Source organism: Streptomyces sp. NPDC088785 (genome assembly GCF_044750685.1).
In the GTDB taxonomy this organism is placed as follows: Bacteria; Actinomycetota; Actinomycetes; order Streptomycetales; family Streptomycetaceae; genus Streptomyces.
In genome coordinates this window covers 208,698-232,938 of the sequence record NZ_JBIVKH010000012.1, presented here as the reverse complement: position 1 = coordinate 232,938, position 24,241 = coordinate 208,698, and the positions used below count along the sequence as shown (strand labels likewise).

Below are 24,241 nucleotides of genomic sequence, written 5' to 3'. Positions count from 1 at the left end.
GCACCCACACCAACCCCACCACCGCCACCTGGCACGCCCTCCTCGACGCCTACCACTACACCCTCCAACACACCACCACACCCACACCCCTACCCACGACGACGACCGCGCCCACGCCCCTGCCCACACCCACCACAGCACCCGAACCCACCCCCCTCCCCACACCCAAAACCCTCCACCCCACCCCCCACTAACCACCCCACCACAGCCGCACCCCGCCGAATCTCAGGCTGCGCAGCGCACCGCGGTCATCGATGATCGTCGAGTGATGGCGAGCTGGAAGATGAGATACCGCGGCGTACAGCTGCTGCCCTTGGCCATGATCGTTGCGGCCGCGATGGCTGACGTCTTCACGCCCCGGCGGGAGCGATACGACGCCTTCCTCTACATCGTCCCCGGTCTCGCGGCGGTGTCCTGGGGAGCGAGGGGCACATTGGCTTTCGGCGCCGTTGCCACGGCGCTACTGGTGTGGCGGGGCGAGGCCCGGGGTGAAGCGTTCATGCCGGGCGGGTTCGCCGAGACGGTCCTGATGCTGGTCTTCAGCCTGGTCGCCGCCTGGACCAGCAGTGTGCGCCAGCGGCGCGAACGGGAACTCCAGCACGTGCGGACGGTCGCGGACGTCGTCCAGCGTGCCGTGCAGCATCCCCTGCCCAAACGGCTGGGCCCCGTCGACCTGCACCTGTTGTACGAGACTTCGGTGGCCGGCGCGCACCTGGGCGGCGACTTCTACAAAGCCCTGGAAGTACCCGGCGCGGTCCGAGTGATGATCGGCGACGTCCAGGGCAAAGGCCTGGGAGCCGTGGAGACCGCAGCGGTGCTGCTGGGCGCCTTTCGTCAATGTGCTCATGCCGAACCCGATCTCCCAGGTGTCGCGCGCACCCTCGAAGCCAGCATGCGGCGGCACGCCGCCCGCGTCGACGTCGAGGACGCGGAGCGGTTCGCCACCGTGGTCCTGGCGGAGATTCCCGTCGATCTGCCGGTCCTGCGGCTGCTCAGTTGCGGGCATCCCCCGCCGGTCCTTCAGCCATCCGGCGGCACTACGCGCCTGGTCGACTTCCGGCAGCCGTCGTTGCCCATCCACCTGCCCGTCAGCGTGCCGGACGAGTACGTCGTGGAGGAGATCGCCTTCGGCCCGCGTGACCGTCTGCTGATGTACACCGACGGTGTCAGCGAGACCCGCGATCGACGCGGCAACTTCTACCCCTTAGCCGAGCGCCTCGCCTCCTGGTCGGACACGCCAGCCCGCGACGTACTGCTCGCCCTCGCCGTCGACCTGCGCCGCTTCCACGGTCACGGGCCGGACGACGACACCGCCGCTGTCCTCATCGAGCGCACACCGCCCCCGGCTCAGAACACCTGAACGCCCCACCGACCCACCGACCCACCGACCCACCACCACAGCCAGTGCGACAGAGGGACTACCGTTCAGGTCACGTGCGCAGGCCGGACGGCTCAAGCACCGGACGCCGCAACCCGAGGACCGACCTCACATGACAGCCATCTGGACCACTCGCGCCGAGACACCGGACGACGTTCCCGCCGTGCGCGGCATCAACCTCGCCGCCTTCCCCACCGCCGATGAAGCGGACCTGGTCGAGGCGCTGCGCGCCGACCCCGGCGCCTGGATCGACGGCCTGTCCCTGGTCGCCCAGGCTCCCGACGGCACCCTCGCCGGGCACGCGCTGCTCACCCGCTGTCACGTCGACGGCGAGCCCGCCCTCGCCCTGGCCCCGTGCGCGGTGCTTCCGTCGGCGCAGCGCACCGGTGCCGGTTCCGCGGCCGTCCGCGCCGCGCTCGACGCCGCACGCGCCATGGGCGAGAACCTCGTACTGGTCCTCGGCCACGCCGGCTACTACCCGCGCTTCGGTTTCGTGCCGGCGTCCCGCTTCGGCATCCGCGCCCCGTTCGAGGCACCCGACGACGCCATGATGGCCCTGGCCCTCGACGCCACCCGACCGGTGCCCGTGGGCACGATCCGGTACCCCGCCGCCTTCGGGCTCTGACGTGGATGACGAAAGGGGCACCCGGCCGTCCACACGCGCCGGGCGCCCCTTCCGCCTGCCTGCCTAGCTGCCTAGCTGCCTAGCTGCTCACGGCCTACCGGCCCACCGGGTCAGCTGAGCGTCTTCACCGCGGCGGCGTCGTACGGCTTCAGCTCGTCGTAGCGGTCGGAGAGCACCTTGGCCGCCCATTCGGGGTCCTGCAACAGCGCGCGGCCGACCGCGACCATGTCGAACTCCTCGTCCTCCAGACGGTCGAGGAGGTTGTCGATGCCCTTGACCGCGGAGCCCTCGCCCTGGAAGGCGTTCACGAAGTCGCCGTCGAGGCCGACCGAGCCGACGCTGATGACCTGCTTGCCGGTGAGCTTCTTCGTCCAGCCGGCCAGGTTCAGGTCCGAGTCGTCGAACTCCGGCAGCCAGTAGCGGCGGGTGGAGGCGTGGAACACGTCGACGCCGGCCGCGGCGAGCGGGGCCAGGATCGCTTCCAGTTCCTGCGGGGTCTCGGCGAGCCGCGCGGTGTAGTCCTGCTGCTTCCACTGCGAGTAGCGGAACAGGATCGGGAAGTCCGGGGAGACCTTCTCCCGGACCGCCGCGACGATCTCCGCGGCGAACTTCGTCCGGGCCACCGGGTCGCCGCCGTAGGCGTCGGTGCGCCGGTTCGTGCCCTCCCACAGGAACTGGTCGAGGAGGTAGCCGTGGGCGCCGTGCAGCTCCACGCCGTCGAAGCCGATGCGCTCGGCGTCGGCGGCCGCCTGGGCGAACGCGGTGACGACGTCGTCCAGGTCCTGCTGCGTCATGGCCGTGCCGGTCTGCTCGGCGCCCGCGGTGACGAGACCGGAGGGGCCCACGGCGGGGGCCTGCGGGTACGGGGCGTCGCCCTGCTGCCGCACCATGCCGATGTGCCACAGCTGCGGAACGATGGTGCCGCCCGCCGCGTGCACGTCCTCGGCGACCTTCGCCCAGCCGGCCAGCTGATCGTCACCGTGGAACCGGGGCACCCGGTCGCTCTGCCCGGCCGAGTCGTGACCGACGTACGTACCCTCGGTGACGATGAGACCGACCCCGGCGGCCGCGCGGCGCGCGTAGTAGGAGCGCACGTCCTCGCCGGGGATGCCGCCCGGGGAGAACATGCGCGTCATCGGCGCCATCACGATCCGGTTCGGGACGGTCAGGCCGGCGAGCGAGATCGGGCGGGACAGCAGGCGAGCCGCGCGGGAAGCGGGCGTCGTGGCGGTCACAGGGACTCCTCAGAAGATGCAGGGTTAACCGATTGGTATGTGTGCGTGCATTGTTACAGCCTCTGAAGTAACTGCTCATGGGGGGCCCGCATTCCCGCTCCTCGCTTCCCCGTTCCACGCGAGTGGGCGGGGTCACGCACGCGACGCGGTTCGCGCCGGCGGGGGGCTCACTCGTAGCGTGGGGGGATGATCGGTATGACGCAGATCGAGAGTGACGAGGCCCGTCGGATCGTCGAGACGGAGCTGGTGCTTCCGGCAGGTGATCTCCTCGACATCGCCGAGGCGCGGCACCCCGGTGGCCAGGGTGCGCTGGGGCTGGAGTTCGGCCGGTACGAGGGCAGTACGGACCGCTATCTGTTCTCGACGACGGTCGAGGACGAGGAGGGCGCCGTCTGGCACCTGCTCCTCGACGCGCACTCCGGCGAGGTCGTGCAGGACGTGGCGGCCGACCAGGAACAGCAGGACGGGCAGGACGACGGGCGGATCGTTCCGGGCGTGCGCGTCATCGGTGACGGTGCAGGGCCGCACGCCTCCGCCTGACGTGCCGGAGCGGGAACGGGCTCATCGGGTCGCTGATCGGGGCGGTGACTCGGCGAGCGAGAGGCTGTTGCCGTCGGGGTCCAGCACGACGACGTGCCGCACGCCGCTGCCGTAGACCTCGACCGGTCCGTAGGCGATCCCGTGCGCGTCGAGCCGTGACAGGACGGCGTCGAGGCCGTCCACGCCGAAGGTGACCATGGCTCCGCCGACCCGCTCGGCGCGCACGTCCCGGTCGTCGACGACGACCCAGGCGTTCTCCCCCACCCGCCACAGGGACTCCTCGCCGATGACGGTGTCCGCGGGGCGGCCGAAGAACACCTCGTACCACGGGACCGCCCTGCTCCGGTCGCCGACGCACATCACGCTGTACAGGTCCACGCGCATCCCTCTTTACTCGACTTTCCTCGACCGCTCCGCGAGGAGGCCGCGCGTCGGCGTCCCCGCATGCGTCATTAGCATGTGCTCATGGTGTCCTTCGTTCCATCGCTCGTCTGTTTTTTCTTGTTCTGTGCGGGGGTGGCGCGGGACCGCCGCCGGCTCGGCAACGCCGTTCTCCTGGGGCTTTCCGTCGTCTTCGCCGTCATCGCACTGTTTCTGAAACTGGCTTCCGAGAGGGAGCAGTTGGGTCTCGGGCTCGCGATCGCGCTGTTGATCCTGGCGGCGCTGGGTGTCATCACGCTCGCGTGGTTCCTGATCGCCAACGGGATCACCATGGTCCGCAAAGAGGGCCGCAGCCCGGCGAACCTGCTCTCTCTCGGAGCGGGGCTCGCGCTGGTCGCGCTGCTCGCCCTGCTGGCCACCGCGCTGGCCCTGCACACGCACACACTGCTGGTGGCCGCGGCCACGGCGACCGCGCTGTGCGGGTACGTCGCCTTCCTGTTCCTCTGTTTCCTCGTCTACGGCGGGCTGTACGCGCGTCTGCGCATCCGGCGCCGCGCGGACTTCGTGGTGGTCCTCGGCTCGGGTCTGATCGGCGGCACCAAGGTGCCCCCGCTGCTGGCCAGTCGTCTGGAGCGGGCCCGCAAGGAGCACGCCCGGCTGTCCCGCAAGGGACGGCGACCGGTGCTGATCACCTCCGGGGGGCAGGGGCCCGACGAGAAGCTGCCGGAGTCCCACGCGATGGCCGACTATCTGACGGCCGAGGGGTTCCCCGCCGATCTGATCACCCGCGAGGACCGGTCGACGACCACCGACGAGAACCTGGCGTTCAGCAAAGTCCTGATGGAGAAGGCCAATCCGGCCTACCGCTGTGTGATCGTCACGAACAACTACCACGTCTTCCGCGCCGCGGTCACGGCGCGCCGCACCGGCGTCCGGGGCCATGTCATCGGCGCCCCCACGGCCTCGTACTTCTGGCCCAGCGCCATGCTCCGCGAGTTCGTGGCCCTTCTCGTCTCCTACCGTCGCACCAATGCGGCCCTCTTCCTGCTGGTCCTGCTGAGCGGGCTGTTCATCTGGTGGCTCGGGTGGCCGCCCGCCCCCTGACCGACCGCCACCCGCTGACCGACTGCCACCCGCTGACCGACCGCCGCCCCCTGACCGACCGCCGCCCCTTGGCCGACTGCCGTCAGCGGGTCTTCCCCGTCTCTTTCGCGCGCAGGACGTCGTCCATGTGCCGCGCGCGCCAGCGGCGCAGCAGGTCGTGGAAGGCGACCGCGCCGTACGGGTAGGCGTGCGGGCCGTTGGGGCGGCCGCGGCCCTCCCGGTTGTAGTAGCCGGGGGTGCACTCGGCGTGGAACCACTCGTGGTCCGGGGCGTCCTGGGCGCAGACGGCGAGCCAGGCGTCGACCGCCTCGGGGGTCGGCTCCAGGATCGCGTTCCTCTTCTCCGCCGCGGTGATCAACGCGGCGGCGTGGATGGCCTGTTCGTCGAGGATGTGGGTGAAGTTGACGCTGCTGGCGTTCTGGAGGGGCCCCATCATGAACAGGTTCGGGAAGCCGTGGCTGGTGAAACCGTGCAGGGTGCGCGGGCCCCGCTCGGCGAGCGACTCCAGGAGGCGGATGCCGTCGCGGCCGGTCACGGGCAGCTTCCCCGAGGTGATGCCGGAGACGCCCACGGAGAAGCCGGTGGCGAGGATCAGGCAGTCGACCTCGTACTCCACGCCGCCCACGACCACGCCGTGGGCGGTCATGCGCTCGATGCCGTGGGTGTCGGCGGTGTCGACGAGGGTGACGTTGTCCCGGTTGAAGGCCGGCAGGTACCGGTCGGAGAACGCGGGGCGCTTGCACGCGTACCGGTACCAGGGCTGGAGGGCCGCGGCGGTGTCCGGGTCGGTGACCTCGGCGGACACGCGCGCCCGGATCCGGTTCATGGTGGCGTGGTCCGCGGCCTCGTACGTCGTCTCGAAGTCCGGTGCGCCGTCGCGGCGGAAGCTGGGGAGGAGCTTTTCGAGCAGGCCGGCCGACTCCGTCCAGCCGTCGGCCACGAGGTCCCGTTCGGTGTCCTCGCCGGACACGATCCGCAGGAAGTTCTCCCGTCGTTCGGCCGCCCAGCCGGGCCGGTCCGCTCCGACCTCCCGGGGTGTGACGCGGCGCTGGCCGCGCACGTCGACGGCGGACGGGGTGCGCTGGAAGACGTACAGGTGTCCGGCGTCCTCGGCCAGCAGCGGGATCGCCTGGACGCCGGTCGCTCCGGTGCCGACGACTCCGACGCGTCTGCCCGCGAGCCCGGTCATGCCACCGTCGGGGCCGCCGCCGGTGTAGCCGTAGTCCCAGCGGGACGTGTGGAAGGTGTGGCCCCGGAAGTCCTCGATGCCGGGGACGGAGGGCAGTTTGGGCTCGGACAGGGTGCCGGTGGCGGTGACGACGTAGCCGGCCCGGAAGGCGTCGCCCCGGTCGGTGCGGACCATCCACTGCGCGGCGCTCTCGTCCCAGGTGAGTGAGGTGACGGCGGTGGAGAACAGGGCGTGTTCGTACAGGCCGGACCGCTCGGCGATGCGCACCGCGTGCCGGCGGATCTCCTCGCCCGGCGCGTACTTCCACTCCGGTACGTGGCCGGTCTCGTCGAGCATCGGCAGGTAGACGTGCGACTCGACGTCGCAGTGGACGCCGGGGTAGCGGTTCCAGTACCAGGTGCCGCCGAAGTCGCCGCCCTGTTCGACGACGCGCACCTTCGCGACGCCCTGCCCGCGCAGCCGGGCGCCGGCCAGGATGCCGCCGAACCCGCCGCCGACGACGGCGACGTCCACGTGGTCGCGCACGGGTTCGCGAGCGGTCGGCTCGCCCGCGTACGGGTCCTTCGCGAAGTAGCCGAACTCGGCCGTGGGGGCGCGGTATTGGCGGGTTCCCTCGGGTCGGACCCGCCGCTCCCGCTCGATCCGGTAGCGCTCGCGGAGGTCCGCCGTCTCCTGCGCGGTGGGGGGAGTTTCGCGCTGCGGGGTCATGCGGTGGGTTCCTTCCGTACGGAGTTCAGGGTTCGTGCGGAGATCGGTTCGGGTGGAGTTCGGTTCGTGCGGAGTTCAGGGGGTGTTCGGGGATTTCGTGGTGGGGGGGAGTTGGGGGTCGCGCGCGCCGGGGCCTGCTGGGCCTTCCGGACGAGCACCGGTACCGTAACCCAGCAACCGGACAGTGTTGTCCGGTAGGGGTGTGGTTCGCGCCAGGCGGCCGTGCCCGGAGGCCACTTCACGGCATGCGTGATCCGGTCCGCCGGACCCGCAGGAAGGACCCGAATCGCCATGATCACGTCGTCCCGCGCTCCCCGCGCTCCCCGCGCACCCCGTGAACCGCATGCGTCCCGTGCGTCTCGTGCGTCCCGTCCATGCCGTGCGTCCCGATCCCGCGGCACTCTGGCCGGTCTCGCCGGCCTCTGCCTGCTGGCCCTGGCCGGCTGCGGCACCGAGACCGCCGCCGGTCCGGCGTCCCGGCCCGTGACGTCCGGCGAGGGCCGCGTCATCCGCGCGACACAGGTCTCCCACGTCACCGACGTGCACGCATCGACCGGCATGACGCTCCTGGAGGGACCGGTCCTCACCCGGAAGGGGCGCCTCTACGTCACGGACGTCACCGCGCCGCCCGGCGAGCCCAAGCTCATTTCCGTGGACGTCGGAACCGGACGGCACAAGGGCGTCTACACGGACAGGAACGGCGCGTACACCTCGGCGCAGATCAGCCCCTATGACGGCCGCGTTTATCTGACCGAGTATCAGTCGGGGGCCGTCGTCAGCCTCGCCCAGGACGGTTCGGACCGGCGTACGTTCTTCCCGGGCGAGGTCGACGGGTCGGCCATGAACCCCGACGACATCGTCTTCGACGACGCGGGGAACCTGTATGTGAGCGATCTGCACGGCATGGAGACCGGCAGGGCCGACGGTCGTATCGTGCGCATCGACCGCGACGGCCGGAAGGCCGTCGTCCTGGCCGACGGGCTCGCCCATCCCAACGGAGTCATGTTCGACCCCGAGCAGCACGGTCTGTGGGTCAGTGAACTGGCGCGGAACACCGTCTCGTATCTGCTGCTCGACGCCGAGAGGACGGCGGTGACGTCCCGGCACGAGGCGATCCACGTCGACGGCGGCCTCGCCCAGACCGACTCGATCTCCGTGGACGCCGACGGCAACCTCTATCAAGCGCTGCACGGCCGCCCGGCCATGGCCGTCTTCAGCAAGTACGGGCAGCGGCTCGGCACGGTCGAGGTGCCGGCCGGGGCGGCGAAGGGGCTGCGGTCGGCGACCAATGTCGCGATCACGCCGGGCGGCAGGAGCGCCTACATGACGGTCAGCGGCCCCGCCGGCGGCTACGTCTACTCCTTCGAGGCGTTGGCCGACGGAATCCGCCTCTCGAACGGCGGTTGAGGGCTGTTGAGGGGTGGCTGATTTCTTCAGGTTCCCCGGGAGGGGCACCCCCGGTCACTCGTCGGCGGCTGCTTCCACCGGGCGCAGCGGCCCCACCTCGATGCCGAGGAGCCGCCAGGCCGCCAGAGCCTGGCGCTCGCGCTGCGGGAGGGGACCCGTGACGGCCCCCGAGACCATCGCCACCGCGAGCATGAGGTCGTCCACGGCGAGCGGCGCCGGGCCGTCGGTCGGGCAGTGGGACAGGACGCCGCGGACCCGCTCGGACAGTTCCCTGCCCTCCTGGTCGTCGCCGCGCAGCCGCAGGAGGTCGACGAACGCGGTCGACCGGGTCACGTGCCAGGTGACCACGCCGAGCACGCTCGTCAGCGTCGCGTCCGGTTCGGCGGCGGCCTGTTCGATCTGCCGGACGTTCTCCCCCAGGACGGCGGAGGCCAGAGCCGTCCGATCGGCGAAGTGCCGGTAGAGGCTGCCCTGGCCGACCCCGGCGCGGCGGGCCACGGCGGACAGCGGAGCGTTGAGCCCCTGCTCGGCGAAGACCTCGCGGGCGGCGGCGATCAGCGCGGCCCTGTTGCGGGCCGCGACCCGGCGCCCCTGGTTCGCGGGGCGGGGCCGCCCGGGGTCGGAGGGGTTCGTCACCTCGGCAGCCTAGTACGGACGTCATCTGCACGAACGCGCGGCGAACCCCGGCACGGCGGGCCCGGAGGCGGCGCGCCATCGTCCGGGACGCCCTAGCCCGAGCACAGCGGTCCCGGGCCCGGCATGGCCGCGAGCACGCCGGACCCGGGCCCGCGCACAGCGGACCCGGAGACAGCGGCAGAGCCCGGAAAGCCCGCACCCGGCGATCAGACGAGGGCCACGACCAGCAGCGCGAAGGCGGCGATGATCACGGCGACGCGGACGTAGTGGTAGCGGTCCCAGCGGTTCATCTGCTCCTTCCAGTCCTCGGGCCGGTTCTCCGGGGTCCACGTCTTGCTCTGCTGGTTGATCGGGACGAGCAGCAGCAGCGACATGACCACGCTGAGGAGCAGCAGCGCCCCGGAGGTGACGACGAGACCCGTGCCGCGGTGGTGCCATCCGGCGGCGGCCCAGACGGCGACGAGGACGAGCGAGCCGATGTACCAGAACGGCATCACGGCGCCGAGCATCCTGCCGCCGTGGGACCGGGCGAGCTGGTCGCTGTCCTCGGGAAGCGCGTTGAAGATCCGGTTCATGACGAAGGCGACGGCGAACTCCACCCCCACCATCACGCCGACGACCACGGTGGTGAACACCTCAAGTGCGTTGAGCATGATGACCCCTCTGGAATCTAGCGTTGCTAGCCGATGAAGCAAAGCTAGTACTACTGCCGCTCGATTGTCTAGCGCTGCTAGGATCGGCTCATGTCGGTACAGGAACGCAAGGAGCGCGAGCGGGCGGGCCGTGAACGGCTCATCGTGGCCACGGCCCGCGAACTCGCCGAACAGCAGGGCTGGGACGCGGTCACCACCCGGCGGCTCGCCGAGCGCATCGAATACAGTCAGCCCGTTCTCTACAGCCACTTCCGCGGCAAGCGCGAGATCATCGGCGCCGTCGCCCTCGAAGGGGCCACCGAGCTGGCCGCGACCCTGCGGGCCGCGACCACCGCCACGGCGGACTCTCCGGGGCGGGTCACCGCGCTCGCCCGCGCGTACCTCGACTTCGCCGAGCGCAATCCGGCGGTCTACGACGCGATCTTCCAGCTCGACGGCGGGCTGGCCTTCGCGGACGAGGCCACGCCGGAGCCGCTGAAGGACGCCTTCGCCGCACTCCTGGAATGCCTCGCCCCGGTGACCGGGGACGGTGTCGAACCGGGCCTGTTCACTGAGACGTTCTGGGCCGCCCTGCACGGACTGGCCACCCTCACCCGGGCGGGGCGGCTGCCACCGGCCGAGACCGGGCGGCGCGTGGCCCTCCTCGTGGACCGGCTCGCCCACCACTGACCTCAGCGGCCGCCCCCGACCGCCGTGGCCTCCCGCGACAACCTCAGTGGCCCCCGTCGGCCTCCAATCGGCCACCCCGACGGCCATCCCCCTAACTACACCTGCGACAGCACGTGTGCCGCTTCGGCCGCCGTGTAGGAGGAGGAGAAGGTGAACGCGCGCGGCGACGGCCCGTCGGACCGCAGGACCGCCAGCCGGGCCAGGGCCTCGTCCACGGTCGGGATGTGCCCGGCCGGGATCCACCAGAGCACCAGGTGCGCCTCGACGTGCCGCTCGAACCATTCCCGCCGCCGTCGCATCACCTCAAGATGGCCGCTCCTGTAGGTGAAGTCCCACAGCGCCTCGGGGGTCTCCCACACCGACAGGTTGACCACGACGTCCTCGCCCGCCGGCCGCAGGCCCGTGGCGTCGGCGGCGCCTTCCTCCACCAACCGCCATACGAATCCGGGAGCGCTGTCGGCGACGGCGTTGATCGGGTTCAGCTACTCGACGAACGACGCCATTTCTGGGTCGTCGAAGGGACGGCGCAGGGTGACGACGTTGAGTTCGGCGAGTTGGGCAGTGCGCTGGGATGCGGTCATGGCTCATCCCAGCACGGCCCGCTTTTCTATGTCAATCCTCGTTGTTTTTAGAAGGTTCGAGCACCACGCAGCACTCCCCGGGCCGGGCGTCCATCCGGGCGCGGACCGGCCCGCCCTCGCCGATCAGCCCCTCCAGAAGTGCGCGGTTCATGCCGCAGACCAGGGGCGGAAAGCGTTCGGCGACGGCGTGGAAGGGGCAGTTGCGCATACGGACGACCGGCGACCCCGCGCTCTCGGCTCCTGGTGTTCCTTGGGCTTCCCGACTGTCGGACTCCAGGTGCGGCTCGTAGCCACGGGCGGTCAGCAACTCCATGGCGTCTTCGACGCTGTCGCACGCGGCCGCAGGGCCCCGCAGGACTGCGCCGCGTCGCCGCGCGGCCGCGAAGAGCCCGCTGTCCAGACCCGCCTCCTCGGCGGCCTCGGCGAGGAGTTCGGCGGCGGTGCGGTAGTCGCGGGCGGGCAGCGACACCGACCGCTCGGCCCGCGCCCGCGTGTACACCTTGGCCGGGCGGCCCGCCCCGGGCCCCGAGCGGCCGGGCGGACGACGGCTGCCGGCCTCCAGGAGTCCGACCTCGGTCAGCTTGTCCAGGTGATGCGCGGCGAGCGTACGCGTCACTCCGGTCGCCTCGGCGGCCTCCACGCGCCCGACCTCGCGCGCCTGCGCTGCCACGTATTCGTACAGGCGTCGGCGTACGGGATCCTGTAGGGCCGCGATCGCATCGATGTTCTCCACCCGCGCAGTCTATGAACAACACGCGTTGGATTTAGAAGCCGGGCAAGCAGGGTCCGCCACCGGACCTGGGCACCCGTGGCGCCATGTGACAACTTTCCGTAGATTCCGCAGTTTCCGGCGGCAGGCGGCTCCGCTGTGGTTCCCTGACGTCATGACCGTGCTCGTGACCCGTCGCCATGTCGACTACGGACGTGTCACCACCACCGGTTGTCGCGCCACCGGTTGTCGCGCCACCGGCTGACGACGCGCTCCCTCCCTGGCCGCCCTTCCGGCGTGCCGGGCCGGTGAAATCGTCCCTCGCTCCCCCTCCGAGCGTGCCTCCGTCACTGCAAGTGCCTTCACCTCTTCGCGCGTCTTCTTCCTTGCCGCTTCCTTGCCGCAGGGACCGCTGTGGCATCTCCACTCCCCACCGTGCGGCCCCCCATGTCCGCTTTCCGTCCGTCGTCTCGTCGTCCCCGTCGTCTCGTACCTCGTCCAGGGAGCATCGCCATGAGCCAGCCCATCGACTCCGTCACCGCCGGTCACACCCCCGAAGAGCCGCCCGCCGCACGCGCCACCCCGGCCTGGTCCTTCGAGACCCAGCAGGTCCACGCGGGGGCGGTGCCCGATCCGGCGACCGGGGCCCGCGCGACCCCGATCTACCAGACGACGTCGTTCGTGTTCCGCGACACCCAGCACGCCGCCGACCTGTTCTCGCTGGCCGAGCCCGGCAACATCTACACCCGCATCCACAACCCCACGCAGGACGTCCTGGAGCAGCGGATCGCCGCGCTGGAGGGCGGGGTCGCCGCCGTCGCGCTCGCGTCCGGGCAGGCCGCGGAGACGCTGGCCCTGCTCACCCTCGCGAGCGCGGGCGACCACATCGTCTCCAGCGCCTCGCTGTACGGAGGCACGTACAACCTCTTCCGGCACACGCTGCCGAAGCTGGGCATCGAAGTGTCCTTCGTCGACGACCCCGACGACGCGGAGGCGTGGCGGGCCGCGATCCGGCCGCGCACGAAGGCCCTGTTCGCGGAGACCCTCGGCAACCCCCGCGGCAACGTGCTCGACGTACGCGCGGTGGCGGACGTCGCCCACGAGGCCGGTGTGCCGCTGATCGTCGACAACACGGTCCCCACGCCGTACCTGCTGCGCCCCCTCGAACACGGCGCGGACATCGTCGTGCACTCGGCGACCAAGTTCCTCGGCGGGCACGGCACGGCCATCGGCGGTGTCGTCGTCGACGGCGGCACCTTCGACTTCGGCGCGCACGCCGAGCGGTTCCCGGACTTCGTCGAACCCGACCCGAGCTACCACGGCCTGCGGTACTGGCCGGCCCTCGGCCCGGGCGCGTTCGCCGTCAAGCTCCGGGTCCAACTGCTGCGCGACCTCGGGCCCGCGCTGTCCCCGCACTCCGCCTTCCTGCTGCTGCAAGGCGTGGAGACGCTGAGCCTGCGCATCGAGCGGCACACGGAGAACGCCCTGGCGCTCGCCCAGTGGCTGGAGCAGCGGGACGAGGTCGCCGCCGTGCACTATCCGGGGCTCGAATCCAGCAGGTGGTACGAGGCGGGCCGGAAGTACCTGCCGCGCGGGGCCGGTGCCGTCGTCTCCTTCGAGCTGCGGGACGGTGTGGAGGCGGGCCGGAGGTTCGTCGACGCGGTCGAGCTCTTCAGTCACCTCGCCAACATCGGCGACGTCCGCAGCCTCATCATCCATCCTGCCTCCACCACCCACAGCCAGCTCGACGAGGAGCAGTTGGCGGCCACCGGCACGTCCCCCGGCCTGGTGCGCCTGTCGGTCGGCATCGAGAACCTCGCCGACCTGAAGGCGGACCTCGACGCGGGATTCCGTGCCGCGAAGGGCGCGTCCTCCTGAACACCGTACTGACGTCCGCACGGGTTCCCCTCCCGCGGGCCACCGGGGCCTGGCAGGAGGGGGACCCGCCCGGGCGCCGCCAGTGGTACGCCCACGAAGCCCCGCTGGAGCTGGAGGCGGGTGGGGAACTGGCGGGCGTACGGCTGGCGTTCGAGACGTGGGGGCGGCTCGCTCCGGACGCGTCCAACGCCGTACTGGTCCTGCACGCGCTCACCGGCGACAGCCACGTCGCGGGCCCGTCCGCCCCCGGGCATCCCACGCCCGGCTGGTGGGACGGGCTCGTCGGCCCGGGCCGCGCCCTCGACACGGATCACTGGTTCGTCGTCGCGCCGAACGTGCTCGGCGGCTGCCAGGGCAGCACCGGCCCCGCCTCGCTCGCCCCCGGCGGCCGCCGCTGGGGCGGCGCCTTCCCGTTCCTGACCCAGCGCGACCAGGTGGCGGCGGAGGCCCATCTGGCCGACGCGCTCGGCATCGACCGCTGGGCGCTGGTGGCCGGCGGGTCGATGGGCGGGATGCGGGCGCTCGAATGGGCGGTGTCGCGTCCCGAACGCACGGGCGCGCTCCTCCTGCTCGCCACGACGGCCGCCGCGAGCGCCGAACAGATCGCCTGGGCCACCGTCCAGCTGCACGCCATCCGTTCCGACCCGTACTGGCAGGACGGCCACTACCATGGCACGGGCCGCGGTCCCGCGACCGGACTGGCCCAGGCCCGGCGGCTCGCCCACGTCACCTACCGCAGCGAGCAGGAGCTCCACACCCGGTTCGGCCGGCTTCCGCAGGAGGCGGAGGACCCGTGGGACGGCGGCCGGTACCGGGTCGAGTCGTACCTCGACCACCATGCCGCGAAGTTGGTGCGGCGGTTCGACGCGGGCAGCTACGTCGTGCTGTCGGAGGCGATGAACAGCCATGACATCGGCCGCGGCCGGGGTGGAGTGCGCGGCGCGCTGCGCCGGGTGACCGCCCCGACGCTCGTGGCCGCCGTCGGGTCCGACCGCCTCTATCCGCCGTCCCAGCAGCGGGAGTTGGCCGCGGGCATTCCCACCGCCGACGCGGTCCGGGTGATCGACTCCCCGTACGGCCACGACGGCTTCCTGATCGAGGACGAGCAGGTCGCCGGTCTCGTCGACGCGCTGCTGTCCCACCCGGAGGACCGCCGACGTCCGCGCCCCGGGGACGTGAGCGGTGCGTCCCCCGGGCCCGCGGAGGGCTGAGGCGACGACCCGGCCGGGGCGGGGCGGCCGGCGGCGTCACAGCAGCGCGATCACCCGTTCGCAGGCCTCGACGCACGCCGTGGTGGCCTCGACGCACAGGCGGCAGTGGTCGTGCATCATCTCGTGCTCGCGGCATTCCCGCTCGCAGCGCAGGCAGGCGCTGGTGCAGCTCTGCACGAGGGTGATGAGGCCCTCCCGGTCGGCGTAGGCGCTCTGCCGCAGGAGCGTCGTGGCCGTCGCCGCGCAGACCGTCGCGCAGCTCTCGGCGGCGGCCACCGCGCCGGACAGGCGCGCCGTGTCCTCCTCCGCGAGACATCCGTCCGCGCACGCCGTGCAGGCCGCCACGCAGCCCAGCGCCGCCTCGACCGCCTGCGCGATCGCTTCGAGCAGCTTCGGCTCGGCGGCGGCGGGATGGGCCTGGAGGAGCGTATCGGCAGAGAACATGGGCTTTCGTCTCCTGAATCGGTTCGGTGAGGTGCGGACCAGGGGGACGTCCCTCGGCCCGTCCATCGTGTTCGATGGACCGGACCTCTGCCACCGGTCGGGACCCAGGGCCCCGGGGCCGGGCCGGGCTCCGGGAAAAGGCGTGGCCGCGGGGCGGCCCTGATGCGACAATCCGTCCGCATCTTGATCCACATCCGCACCCGCACTCACACCCACACCCACACCCGCACCCACACCCACGCCTCGGGGAGCCGCATGGACATCGCCTCGCTGCTGCCGTTGACCACGGCCCGGTTGTCGCTGCGCCTGTTCACTCCCGGCGACGCCGACGCCCTGTACGCCTATCAGAGCCTGCCCAGCGTGGCGCGCTACCTGTACCGGCCGGTGCACACCCGGGAGCGCAGCGAGCAGGTCGCCGCCGAGCGTGCGGCGCAGACGGCCTGGCGCGCCGACGGGGACAGACTCGCGCTCGCCGTCTGCCGCCGTGACCAGCCCGGCGTCCTCGGAGAGGTGAGCCTGAGGCTGGCCGATGCCCGCGCCGCGCAGGCCGAGATCGGCTGGACCCTCGACCCCGGTCACGAGGGACACGGCTACGCGACCGAGGCGGCGGCGGCGCTGGCCGGGTTCGCCTTCGGCACACTCGGCACGCACCGGCTCTACGCACGGCTGGACGTGGAGAACACCGGATCCGTGCGGGTCTGTGAACGCCTCGGGATGCGCCGGGAAGCGCACCTGGTCGAGAACGACCTCGACGGGGAACGCTGGGGCAGCGAGTACATCTACGCGGCGCTGTCCGCGGATCTCCGCAGCCGGCCGGGCGACTGACCCGGCAGTCGCCCGGCGCGGCGGGACGACACCGACCGACCCCCCTGCGCCGGGTGATGCTCCGGCACGGAGGTCAGCGGTGGCCGGCGCCGCGTTCCAGCGTGTCCAGCAGTGCCTGCGCCATGGCCTGCATGCCCTTGGCATTGGGGTGGGCCGGAGCCGCGGGCGAGGTCGGGTTCAGCGGCTCGATCCAGCGGTCGGTGGGTGCCTTGCACATGTCGTGGCCGACCGTCGGCTTGTACGTGTCCACGTACTCGGCCCGGTTCACGAGCGCGACCGCGCGCAGCATCAGGTTGAGGCGCTTGCCGGTGTCGCGCAGGTAGGGGAAGTCCTTCGCCGCGAACGGAACCGACGGGTAGCAGCCCGTGCCGTCGTCGGGCAGCAGGTCGGGGTAGCCGACGACGACCACGCGGGCGTGCGGCGCCCGGGTGTGCACGGCGCGCAGGACGCGGGCGACCTCGGGCGCGGTCTGGAGGATCTTCAGGGACAGCTCGTCGTAGCCGGCCGTCCGGTAGTGCTGCTCGCAGGGGTTTCCGGCGGGGGCCGTCGAGCCGAGCGCGGCGCACGTGCTGATGATCGACCCGAAGCCGATGTCGTTGCCGCCGATCTGCAACGTCACGAGATCGGTGTCGCGCCGGACCGCGTCGAGTTGGGGGCCGTTGGTCCCCTGGGCCTGCCACATCTGTGCTGTCGTCGCACCGCCGCAGCTCACGTCGGTGAACGAGTCGACGTGCCGCGCGCTCGCGGTGATCGACGGGTAGTTGTGGTCGGAGCGGGCGCAGTTGGCGTCGACCTGGCGGGGGATCAGGGGGCCCGACGTGTACGAGTCGCCCAGTGCCACGTAGTTCGAGAGGGGCCGTGCCTCGTGCCGCGCCGGTGCGGCGTCCGCGGCGCCCGTCATGGCGGCGGTGAGCGCCAGGCTGCCCAGTACGGCCAGTCCCGTGACGGTCCGGCGTCCCGGCGCCGTCCCCTCCCCGTGCGTCCGTTGCAGCATCGTGCCCCTCCCCTGAAGCCCACACCGTCATGGTCCAACTTCGCCTGTATACCGGCCGGTAGCCATTTGGGCCAGGGTTCGAACGAACGTACCTGCGTCTGAAGGGAATCACGTGGCGGGGCCGCGGTGCCGCCGGGCGGCAGGATGCCGGGGCACATCGGCGGGAGGGCCGGCGGCCCCGGTGCCGGTCGCCCGGTCCCGGGAGGCCGCCGGGGTGCCGGCCCGGCGCGGGTCAGGCGGCCAGCAGGTCCGCGGGGACGCCCCCCTTGTCCGGGGCGTAGTAGTTCTTGATCTCGGCCTCCCAGACGTCCACCCGGATCCGGTCGGCGGCATCGGGTTCGAACGCGTCGAACAGCGCCTCGATGTTGGCGAGTTCGAAACCGACGCCGCGCATCATGCCGATGAAGACGGGCCGGGTGACGGTCCCGCTGCCGTCCACGTCGCCGAACCGGGCGAAGCCGGCCGCGAACGCGTCGACGGCTCCCCTGAAGCGCTCCGGCGACAGGACGCACGCCTGGAACTCCTCGTACGTGATCCGGCCGTCACCGTCGGCGTCGAGTTCACGGACCAGCGTCTGCCAGTAGTACTGGAAGCTGTCGCGCATGGCCCGGGTGCGGGCCGCGTCGGCGTCGGGCACCGCCGCGGCGACCCGGTCGCTCATGAGCGCGAAGTCGGCCGCTTCCAGGACGCCGTTGCCGTCGGCGTCGAACAGGGAGAAGACCAGCTTCACACGGGTGACTGCTTCGGTGCGCATGGGTGGCTGCCTTTCGTGCGTCCGGGAGACCGTCGATGTGCCGGCCGAGCAGCAACTATGCGGGCCCGCGCCGCCGGAGGCCGGGGAAGGGCGGTCGTGATCAGCAGAACGAGTGAAGAGGGCGCCGCGCCGACATGAAAGGCAGGCGGGGCCGAGGGAACCGGCGCGCACGGCTCACTCGCCCCGCGGGTGACGCCTCCCTCGCCCCGCGCGCGCCCTACCGGTGATCGCGGGCCGCGGCCGATGATGGGCCGACCGCAAGAGACATCAGCGCGTTCGTGCCTCCCGCCTGCCTCCCGGGGCCTGTGGTGAGGTGCGGAAAGGAGCACACGTTGCTACTTCTGATCTCCCCGGACAGCGTCGAGGAAGCCGTCGAGTGCGCGAAGGCGGCCGACCATCTCGACATCGTGGACGTCAAGAGACCCGCCGAGGGCTCGCTCGGCGCGAACTTTCCGTGGGTCATCAAGGAGATCCGCGACGCGGTGCCCGCGCCCAAGCCCGTGTCCGCCACGGTGGGCGACGTGCCGTACAAGCCCGGCACGGTGGCGCAGGCGGCGCTCGGCGCGGTCGTCTCGGGTGCCACGTACATCAAGGTCGGGCTCTACGGATGCACGACGCCCGAGCAGGCCGTCGAGGTGATGCGCGGCGTCGTGCGGGCGGTGAAGGACCACCGGCCGGACGCCCTCGTCGTCGCCTCGGGCTATGCCGACGCGCACCGGATCGGCTGCGTCAACCCGCTCGCCCTGCCCGACATCGCCCTGCGGTCGGGGGCCGACGCGGCCATGCTGGACACCGCGATCAAGGACGGGACGCGTCTCTTCGACCACGTGCCGCCGGAGGTCTGCGCGGAGTTCGTGCGCCGGGCGCACGAGGCGGAACTGCTCGCCGCCCTCGCGGGCAGCGTCAAGGCGGGCGATCTCGGTGTGCTGACCCGGATCGGCACGGACATCGTGGGGGTGCGCGGCGCCGTCTGCGCGGGCGGTGACCGCGACACCGGCCGGATCGAGCCGCGGCTGATCGCCGCCTTCCGCGCGGAGCTGGACCGGCACGCCCGGGAGCACGCCGCGGCCGCCGTCGCCGCGGGCTGACCGCCGCCGTGCCGATGACGTTCGACGCGGCGGTGCTGCGCTCCCCCGGCGACCCGTTCACCGTCGAGAAGGTGCTGCTGCACAGCGGCCCGGCCGACGGGGAGGTCCTGGTGCGGATCGCGGGCTGCGGGATGTGCCGTACCGATCTCGCGGTCCGGGGCTCGGCGGGCCGCTCGCCGCTCCCGGCGGTCCTCGGCCACGAGGGCGCCGGGACGGTCACCGAGACGGGCGGGCCGCACACGGGGCTCGGCCCCGGTGACCGTGTCGTCCTGAGTTTCGACTCCTGCGGCCACTGCCCAAACTGCCTGACCGGCGCCCCCGCCCACTGCGACTCCTTCGCCGCGCTCAACCTGTTCGGCGGGCGGACGGAGCACGCCGACAGGTTCACCGACGCACGGGGACGGGCCCTGGCCCCGCGCTGGTTCGGCCAGTCGTCGTTCGCCGAGTACGCGGTGGTGGCGGCCCGCAACGCCGTGCGCGTCGACCCCGCGCTGCCGGTCGAACTGCTCGGCCCCCTGGGCTGCGGGTTCCTCACCGGCGCCGGGGCCGTCCTCAACTCCTTCGGCGCCGGGCCGGGCGACACCGTGGCCGTCTTCGGGGCGGGAGCGGTGGGCCTGGCGGCGGTCATGGCCGCCACCGCGTCGGGTGCGGTGTCCGTGGCCGTCGACCGGCACCCCGAGCGGCTGGGCCTCGCGGAGCGCTACGGCGCGGTGCCCCTGCCCGCGTCGACGGCCGACCTGTCCCACCGGATACGACGACTCACCGACGGCGGCGCGCACTTCGCGCTCGACACCACGGCCGCGCCCGCGCTGATCAACGAGGCGCTCCGGTCCCTGCGTCCGACCGGCCACCTCGGCCTGGTGGCGCGGCTGCACACCGCGCTGCCGATCGAGCCGGGGGCCCTGGACCGCGGCAGGAGGATCTCCCACATCTGCGAGGGGGACGCCGTGCCCGGCCTGCTGATCCCGCGGCTGATCGGCCTGTGGCAGGCGGGCCGGTTCCCGTTCCACGAGCTCGTCCGGACGTATCCGCTCGCCGACGTCGACGAAGCCGAACGCGACTGCGAAGCGGGACGGGTCGTCAAACCGGTCCTCGTCCCGCCGGAGCGAAGCCGATGAACACCGCACCCGCCGACGGAGGTCCTGTGGTCACCAGCACCAGCACCGGCGCGCAGCACCCATCGGGTGTCGACGGAGGGGTGGGGACGACCGCGCTCCTGGTCGCCGCCGCCCGCGCCATCGAGACCCACCGCCCCGACTCCCTGGCCCAGGACGTCTTCGCGGAGCACTTCGTGCGCGCCGCGCCGGCGTCCGCGGGCTGGCCGACCCGCCTCCAGCAGGTGCGGGACGGGAACGCGAACCCGCTGTGGGGACGCTTCGCGCGCTACTTCGGCCTGCGCACCAGGGTGCTCGACGACTTCCTCATCCGGTCGGTGCACGCGGCCGGCTCCCGGCAGGTCGTGCTGCTCGGCGCGGGGCTGGACACGCGGGCCTTCCGGCTCGACTGGCCTGCTGGCACGGCCGTCTTCGAGATCGACAGGACGCAGGTGCTGGCGTTCAAGCAGCAGGTGCTCGACGGGCTGGCGGCCACCGCGAAGGCGGCCCGCACACCGGTCCCGGTCGATCTGCGCGCCGACTGGGCTGCGGCCCTCGCCGACTCGGGATTCGACCGTTCCGCGCCGACGGTCTGGCTGGCCGAGGGGCTGCTGTTCTACCTCCCCGCCGACGCGGAGGCAGCCCTGGTCGCCGAGGTGGACCGGCTGAGCGCACCCGGCAGCGCACTGGCCTACGAGGTCAAACTGGAACCGGACCTGATGGCCTGTCGCGACAGCCCGCTCTACACCGCGACGGCCCAGCAGATCGGCATCGACCTGCTCGACCTGTTCGTCAAGGAACCGCGACCCGACTCCGCGGGTGCTCTCACGGGCCGGGACTGGTCCGTGTCGGTGCACACGCCCTTCGAGTTCACCCACCGGCACGGCCGCGGGCCGCTGCCGGAGGAGAACGACGCCCTGGCGGGCAACCGATGGGTGTTCGCGCACAAGCCGGGCCCCACCGCTCCCCCGCCGCCGGTGACGAGGACCGTGCCCGCGCCGTGACGTCCGGCGCGCCGCGGCCGGGACCCCGGCCGGGGCGGCCTGCTCGTGGCCGCGCCGCCCTCTCCCCGCTCCTCGCCGTGTCCAGGAACACGGCCACACCCGTGGACAGGAGATCTCCGGCCGAGCGACAGCCGGCCGCGGCAGCACCCGCATCCGGACAACCCTCCCCACTCCCCCACGCCGAGGCGCCGGCGCCCGTAGGTTGTCATGCGTTTGCCACCACAGTGAAGGGGGCGGCCTTGGACCTGCTCTACGACAACCGCGTGCTCCCGGCCGGGGAACAGGCCGCATGGTGGAGCGACACCACGGTGGGCACCTCGCTCCCCACCCACGTCAGGCCGGAGCGGAGCGCCTCGTTCCCCGTCCGGGTCACCACCCTCGCGCTGGGCGAGGCACTGGTCAACACCGTCTCCCGCCCGCCGGAGACCGCCGCGCGCACCGCGGCGCTGATCAGGCGCTGCGACCCGGAGACCTACCAGCTCGAACTGATCACCACAGGCCGCAAGTTCCTCGCCCAGGCCCACCGCGCCTGCGAGCTCGGGCCGGGGCAGCTCGTCCTGTACAGCAGCTCGCACCCGCTGGAGTCCCGCTCCGTGCCGGCCCGCCCGACGGACGCGCGCGCGGCCTCGGTCATCGCGCACGTGCCCCGCCGGCTGCTCCCCGTCCCGTCGCGGCACGCCGCGGCCCTGCTCGCCACACCCCTCCAGTCCGCGCACGGCCCCGGCCTGTTGCTGGCGCAGATGCTGCGCGGGCTGACCGAAGGGGGCGACGGCCGCACGAGCGCCCTCGACCGCGCCCGCCTCGGCAGCGTGCTCATCGACCTCGTCGGCGCCGTCCTGGCCCACCGGCTGGAACTGGACACGCTCGACGCGGACGCGCAGGAGCGGATGCTGTCGCTGCGCGTCCACTCCTACATCCGGCGCAATCTCTCCCACCCGGAGCTCTCGCCGTCCGCCATCGCCGCCGCCCACCAGATCTCGGTCCGCTCCCTCCAGCGGCTCCTGCGGGCCGAGGGCACCACGGCGACCGAGCTGGTCCGCAGGCAGCGGCTGGGGCAGGCGGCCCAGGCGCTCGCCGATCCCCGCCAGGCGACCGTCCCCGTGCACGCGGTGGGAGCCCGGTGGGGCTTCCCGCGGGCCGCCGACTTCTCCCGGGCCTTCCGCTCGGTGTACGGCGTGCCGCCCGGTGAGTTCCGGCTCAGAGCGCGCGCTGGCGGGCATTCCCAAGTGCCGGTCGCCGAGCGCTAACGTGCCGTGCGGCACGCGCGGCTAGCGTCCCCGGTGACCACAGAGTTCGGTTGAAACGAGGGGAATCAGCTGTGCGCATACGTTCACGAGTCGCCCCGTTCGCCCTGGCCGGTGTCGTCATCGGCAGCGGGCTCGGCCTCGGACTGGCGACCACCGCCTCCGCGGCCGCTGGACCGGCGGCCCCGACCGCCGCCCTGAGCTGCTACGGGAGCGCGAAGAGCTACACGACCGACAATGTCGGCTTCTGGCCGGCCGGAAGCGGGTTCGCCTACACCACGAGCAACTGCGCCGACATCAACGTCAAGCCGACCACCACCCGCCGGGTCAGGGTCTGCTGGAAGACGAGCGGCACCTGCAACGGCTATCGCAACGCCCCGGCCGGCCAGTGGACCGTCGCCGCCTCCGGCGTTCTCGACGGCAGCGGGTACTGGCTCGACTTCGAGGGCACCGGCGTCAGCCGGGGCCAGGTGGCCGCCTGATCACAGCTCAGCGACAGCCGGCGGCGCGGAGTCCCCGCGCCGCCGGCCGGTCGTCCGGGCCGCCCCCGGACCGGCGGGGCTCACACGTCGACGGCCGCGACGTCCGGGGTGTCGTCGTGGAAGTGGCGGCGCAGGTGCCGTCGGACGAAGCGCTCGCCGCGCCGCTGGAGGTGGGCGCGCCCCGCCCCGGTGCGGCCGAGGAGGTGGTAGCGCACGAGGTTGGCGGCGATGAGCGGAGGCACGGCCCAGGGCAGGGCGGGCGGCAGGCCGAGGTCGTGCAGGCCGCGGCGGCCGAGGAAGTAGCGGAGCATGCTCAGCAGCCGGGCGCGCGCGTAGGCGCGGCGGACGCGGGCGAAGTACCGGAAGTGCAGCTGCCGTTGCGCCTCCACCAGTGCGCCCGCGAGCGGCGGACCTGCGCTTCCGCCGTAGCTCTGGGTGAGCAACAGGTGGTAGTTCAGGCGGTGTTGCTGCCACTCGTGGTCGAAGAGCCAGTCCTCATCGACCCCGAGCAGATGGCCCACGTACTTCCACAGGTGCATGACCGCGCGGGATTCGGCGCGGGTCACGCGGACCCCGAGGAGACGGACGCCGAGCAGCTGGACGGCGTTGAACAGGCCGAGGGTGGCGGCGAGGTCGGAGCGGTTCACGGGCAGGCCGAACCGGTCGGCGTCCCAGCCGCCGTGCCGCTCGTACCGGTGGTTGACCAGGGCGTGCATGAGGCGGACGTGGACCGTCAGGCGGTAGCCCTCGCCGTCGCGGCGCAGCGCGCCAGGGGCGGTGACGGCCGTCGCCCAGTGCTGGGTCTCGGCGATCCGGCGCAGCGCGGAGCCGCCGACGAGGCCGCCCGTCTCGACCAGCAGCCGGGGTGGCCCGTCGAACCGGTACGAGCCGATGAGGGCGAGTTGCAGCATCACGTCGGCGGTGTTGCGGCCGAACCGGCGCGCCACCCGGCCGCCCTCCTCGACCAGGTCGAAGTCCACCCAGTCCGGGACCGGTTCGACGGCGGCGAAGAAGTCCCGCAGCGCGCGCGGGGGTTCGGGCACCGCGTCGATGCCGTCCCGCAGGGCGTGCCGGAACTGTCTCATCGTCACCTTCTCGGCCGGGGCGGCGCCCCGGCCGGTTCCGCGCAGGGCGTCCGCGAGGGCCGCGCCGGTCTCGTCGCGCGCCGTGAGCCGCTCCCCGATGGTGGCCAGCAGCCGCTCGTCGACGCGGCCACGGCTCACGCGCAGCAGGCGCAGAGGGCGGCCCAGGCGGCGGTTGAGGCGTTCCGTCGCGCGGAAGCGCCGGGGGTACGGGGGCGGCGGGGGCGAGGTCGTCCTCGTGCGGTGCGGTTCGACCGAGGCATCTCGCGTGGAAGGCTCGTGTGCGACCATGACCCGATGCTGACGGTCTCTCATATTCGCGTTCA

Annotated in this window: 25 protein-coding genes and 1 pseudogene; 15 read left to right on the top strand and 11 right to left on the bottom strand. The window is 72.4% G+C overall.

Annotated features, from left to right (window positions below):
- From ACIP5K_RS28020 to ACIP5K_RS28010, 3 genes are all read left to right on the top strand, one after another.
- On the top strand, positions 1 to 194 hold a 194-nt coding region (locus tag ACIP5K_RS28020), incomplete at its 5' end, for a hypothetical protein (protein WP_401413878.1).
- Positions 195 to 268: 74 nt separating this feature from the next.
- Positions 269 to 1,360, top strand: coding sequence for a PP2C family protein-serine/threonine phosphatase (locus ACIP5K_RS28015; protein ID WP_401413877.1), 1,092 nt, complete (start codon positions 269 to 271; stop codon positions 1,358 to 1,360).
- A gap of 130 nt (positions 1,361 to 1,490) precedes the next feature.
- Positions 1,491 to 2,003: a GNAT family N-acetyltransferase gene (locus ACIP5K_RS28010; protein ID WP_401413875.1), complete on the top strand. Its 513-nt coding sequence runs from the start codon at positions 1,491 to 1,493 to the stop codon at positions 2,001 to 2,003.
- A gap of 110 nt (positions 2,004 to 2,113) precedes the next feature.
- Here ACIP5K_RS28010 and ACIP5K_RS28005 read toward each other — a convergent pair whose 3' ends face one another.
- Entirely contained in the window at positions 2,114 to 3,238 is a 1,125-nt protein-coding gene (locus ACIP5K_RS28005; RefSeq protein ID WP_401413874.1) for an NADH:flavin oxidoreductase, read from the bottom strand.
- Between the two features lie 186 nt (positions 3,239 to 3,424).
- Here ACIP5K_RS28005 and ACIP5K_RS28000 point away from each other — a divergent pair, with 186 nt between their 5' ends.
- Entirely contained in the window at positions 3,425 to 3,778 is a 354-nt protein-coding gene (locus ACIP5K_RS28000) for a PepSY domain-containing protein (protein WP_401413872.1), read from the top strand.
- A gap of 21 nt (positions 3,779 to 3,799) precedes the next feature.
- Here the strand turns inward: ACIP5K_RS28000 and ACIP5K_RS27995 are convergent, their stop codons facing one another.
- Positions 3,800 to 4,156: a VOC family protein gene (locus tag ACIP5K_RS27995; RefSeq protein WP_401413870.1), complete on the bottom strand. Its 357-nt coding sequence runs from the start codon at positions 4,154 to 4,156 to the stop codon at positions 3,800 to 3,802.
- 87 nt (positions 4,157 to 4,243) lie between these two features.
- Here ACIP5K_RS27995 and ACIP5K_RS27990 point away from each other — a divergent pair, with 87 nt between their 5' ends.
- A complete protein-coding gene (locus ACIP5K_RS27990; RefSeq protein WP_401413868.1) occupies positions 4,244 to 5,263 on the top strand; it encodes a YdcF family protein in 1,020 nt (339 codons plus the stop codon).
- 82 nt (positions 5,264 to 5,345) lie between these two features.
- Here the strand turns inward: ACIP5K_RS27990 and ACIP5K_RS27985 are convergent, their stop codons facing one another.
- On the bottom strand, positions 5,346 to 7,160 hold the full coding sequence (locus tag ACIP5K_RS27985; protein WP_401413866.1) for a flavin-containing monooxygenase: 1,815 nt from the start codon (positions 7,158 to 7,160) through the stop codon (positions 5,346 to 5,348).
- Between the two features lie 402 nt (positions 7,161 to 7,562).
- Between ACIP5K_RS27985 and ACIP5K_RS27980 the strand changes: the two genes are divergently transcribed.
- A complete protein-coding gene (locus tag ACIP5K_RS27980; protein WP_401413897.1) occupies positions 7,563 to 8,567 on the top strand; it encodes an SMP-30/gluconolactonase/LRE family protein in 1,005 nt (334 codons plus the stop codon).
- Between the two features lie 54 nt (positions 8,568 to 8,621).
- On the opposite strand, the gene ACIP5K_RS27975 is transcribed toward ACIP5K_RS27980, so the two are convergent.
- On the bottom strand, positions 8,622 to 9,203 hold the full coding sequence (locus tag ACIP5K_RS27975; RefSeq protein ID WP_401413865.1) for a helix-turn-helix domain-containing protein: 582 nt from the start codon (positions 9,201 to 9,203) through the stop codon (positions 8,622 to 8,624).
- Positions 9,204 to 9,409: 206 nt separating this feature from the next.
- Positions 9,410 to 9,856, bottom strand: a complete 447-nt coding sequence (locus ACIP5K_RS27970) for an anthrone oxygenase family protein (protein WP_401413863.1) — start codon at positions 9,854 to 9,856, stop codon at positions 9,410 to 9,412.
- A 90-nt stretch (positions 9,857 to 9,946) separates the two neighbouring features.
- On the opposite strand from ACIP5K_RS27970, the gene ACIP5K_RS27965 reads away from it, so the two are divergent.
- A complete protein-coding gene (locus ACIP5K_RS27965) occupies positions 9,947 to 10,525 on the top strand; it encodes a TetR/AcrR family transcriptional regulator (RefSeq protein WP_401413862.1) in 579 nt (192 codons plus the stop codon).
- 95 nt (positions 10,526 to 10,620) lie between these two features.
- Here the strand turns inward: ACIP5K_RS27965 and ACIP5K_RS27960 are convergent.
- Together ACIP5K_RS27960 and ACIP5K_RS27955 are read right to left on the bottom strand one after the other, a co-directional pair.
- Positions 10,621 to 11,106 (bottom strand): annotated as a pseudogene (locus ACIP5K_RS27960) (DUF3291 domain-containing protein).
- A 31-nt stretch (positions 11,107 to 11,137) separates the two neighbouring features.
- On the bottom strand, positions 11,138 to 11,839 hold the full coding sequence (locus ACIP5K_RS27955; protein WP_401413860.1) for a helix-turn-helix transcriptional regulator: 702 nt from the start codon (positions 11,837 to 11,839) through the stop codon (positions 11,138 to 11,140).
- Between the two features lie 489 nt (positions 11,840 to 12,328).
- On the opposite strand from ACIP5K_RS27955, the gene ACIP5K_RS27950 reads away from it, so the two are divergent.
- Entirely contained in the window at positions 12,329 to 13,693 is a 1,365-nt protein-coding gene (locus ACIP5K_RS27950) for a bifunctional o-acetylhomoserine/o-acetylserine sulfhydrylase (RefSeq protein WP_401413858.1), read from the top strand.
- A complete protein-coding gene (locus ACIP5K_RS27945; protein ID WP_401413895.1) occupies positions 13,690 to 14,904 on the top strand; it encodes a homoserine O-acetyltransferase in 1,215 nt (404 codons plus the stop codon). Before ACIP5K_RS27950 ends, ACIP5K_RS27945 begins: the two co-directional genes overlap by 4 nt.
- Positions 14,905 to 14,940: 36 nt before the next feature.
- On the opposite strand, the gene ACIP5K_RS27940 is transcribed toward ACIP5K_RS27945, so the two are convergent.
- Positions 14,941 to 15,348 carry a four-helix bundle copper-binding protein gene (locus ACIP5K_RS27940; protein WP_401413857.1) on the bottom strand — a complete coding sequence of 136 codons (408 nt, stop codon included), beginning with the start codon at positions 15,346 to 15,348 and terminating at the stop codon, positions 14,941 to 14,943.
- Between the two features lie 255 nt (positions 15,349 to 15,603).
- Here ACIP5K_RS27940 and ACIP5K_RS27935 point away from each other — a divergent pair, with 255 nt between their 5' ends.
- Positions 15,604 to 16,173, top strand: coding sequence for a GNAT family N-acetyltransferase (locus ACIP5K_RS27935; RefSeq protein WP_401413894.1), 570 nt, complete (start codon positions 15,604 to 15,606; stop codon positions 16,171 to 16,173).
- 73 nt (positions 16,174 to 16,246) lie between these two features.
- On the opposite strand, the gene ACIP5K_RS27930 is transcribed toward ACIP5K_RS27935, so the two are convergent.
- Both ACIP5K_RS27930 and ACIP5K_RS27925 read right to left on the bottom strand, forming a co-directional pair.
- Complete coding sequence (locus ACIP5K_RS27930; protein WP_401413855.1) at positions 16,247 to 17,167, bottom strand: SGNH/GDSL hydrolase family protein; 921 nt, start codon at positions 17,165 to 17,167, stop codon at positions 16,247 to 16,249.
- A 232-nt stretch (positions 17,168 to 17,399) separates the two neighbouring features.
- On the bottom strand, positions 17,400 to 17,921 hold the full coding sequence (locus tag ACIP5K_RS27925; protein WP_401413853.1) for an EF-hand domain-containing protein: 522 nt from the start codon (positions 17,919 to 17,921) through the stop codon (positions 17,400 to 17,402).
- Between the two features lie 332 nt (positions 17,922 to 18,253).
- Here ACIP5K_RS27925 and ACIP5K_RS27920 point away from each other — a divergent pair, with 332 nt between their 5' ends.
- The 5 genes from ACIP5K_RS27920 to ACIP5K_RS27900 all read left to right on the top strand — a co-directional run bounded on the left by ACIP5K_RS27920 (position 18,254) and on the right by ACIP5K_RS27900 (position 22,833).
- Positions 18,254 to 19,009, top strand: a complete 756-nt coding sequence (locus ACIP5K_RS27920; RefSeq protein WP_401413851.1) for a (5-formylfuran-3-yl)methyl phosphate synthase — start codon at positions 18,254 to 18,256, stop codon at positions 19,007 to 19,009.
- Positions 19,010 to 19,023: 14 nt separating this feature from the next.
- Complete coding sequence (locus tag ACIP5K_RS27915) at positions 19,024 to 20,127, top strand: NAD(P)-dependent alcohol dehydrogenase (RefSeq protein WP_401413849.1); 1,104 nt, start codon at positions 19,024 to 19,026, stop codon at positions 20,125 to 20,127.
- On the top strand, positions 20,124 to 21,107 hold the full coding sequence (locus ACIP5K_RS27910; RefSeq protein WP_401413847.1) for a class I SAM-dependent methyltransferase: 984 nt from the start codon (positions 20,124 to 20,126) through the stop codon (positions 21,105 to 21,107). The genes ACIP5K_RS27915 and ACIP5K_RS27910 overlap by 4 nt, the downstream gene beginning before the upstream one ends.
- Before the next feature lie 239 nt (positions 21,108 to 21,346).
- Entirely contained in the window at positions 21,347 to 22,354 is a 1,008-nt protein-coding gene (locus ACIP5K_RS27905; protein ID WP_401413845.1) for a helix-turn-helix domain-containing protein, read from the top strand.
- A gap of 71 nt (positions 22,355 to 22,425) precedes the next feature.
- Positions 22,426 to 22,833, top strand: coding sequence for a hypothetical protein (locus tag ACIP5K_RS27900; RefSeq protein ID WP_401413843.1), 408 nt, complete (start codon positions 22,426 to 22,428; stop codon positions 22,831 to 22,833).
- Between the two features lie 80 nt (positions 22,834 to 22,913).
- Here the strand turns inward: ACIP5K_RS27900 and ACIP5K_RS27895 are convergent, their stop codons facing one another.
- Entirely contained in the window at positions 22,914 to 24,056 is a 1,143-nt protein-coding gene (locus tag ACIP5K_RS27895) for an oxygenase MpaB family protein (protein WP_401413841.1), read from the bottom strand.
- Positions 24,057 to 24,241: the final 185 nt, after the last annotated feature.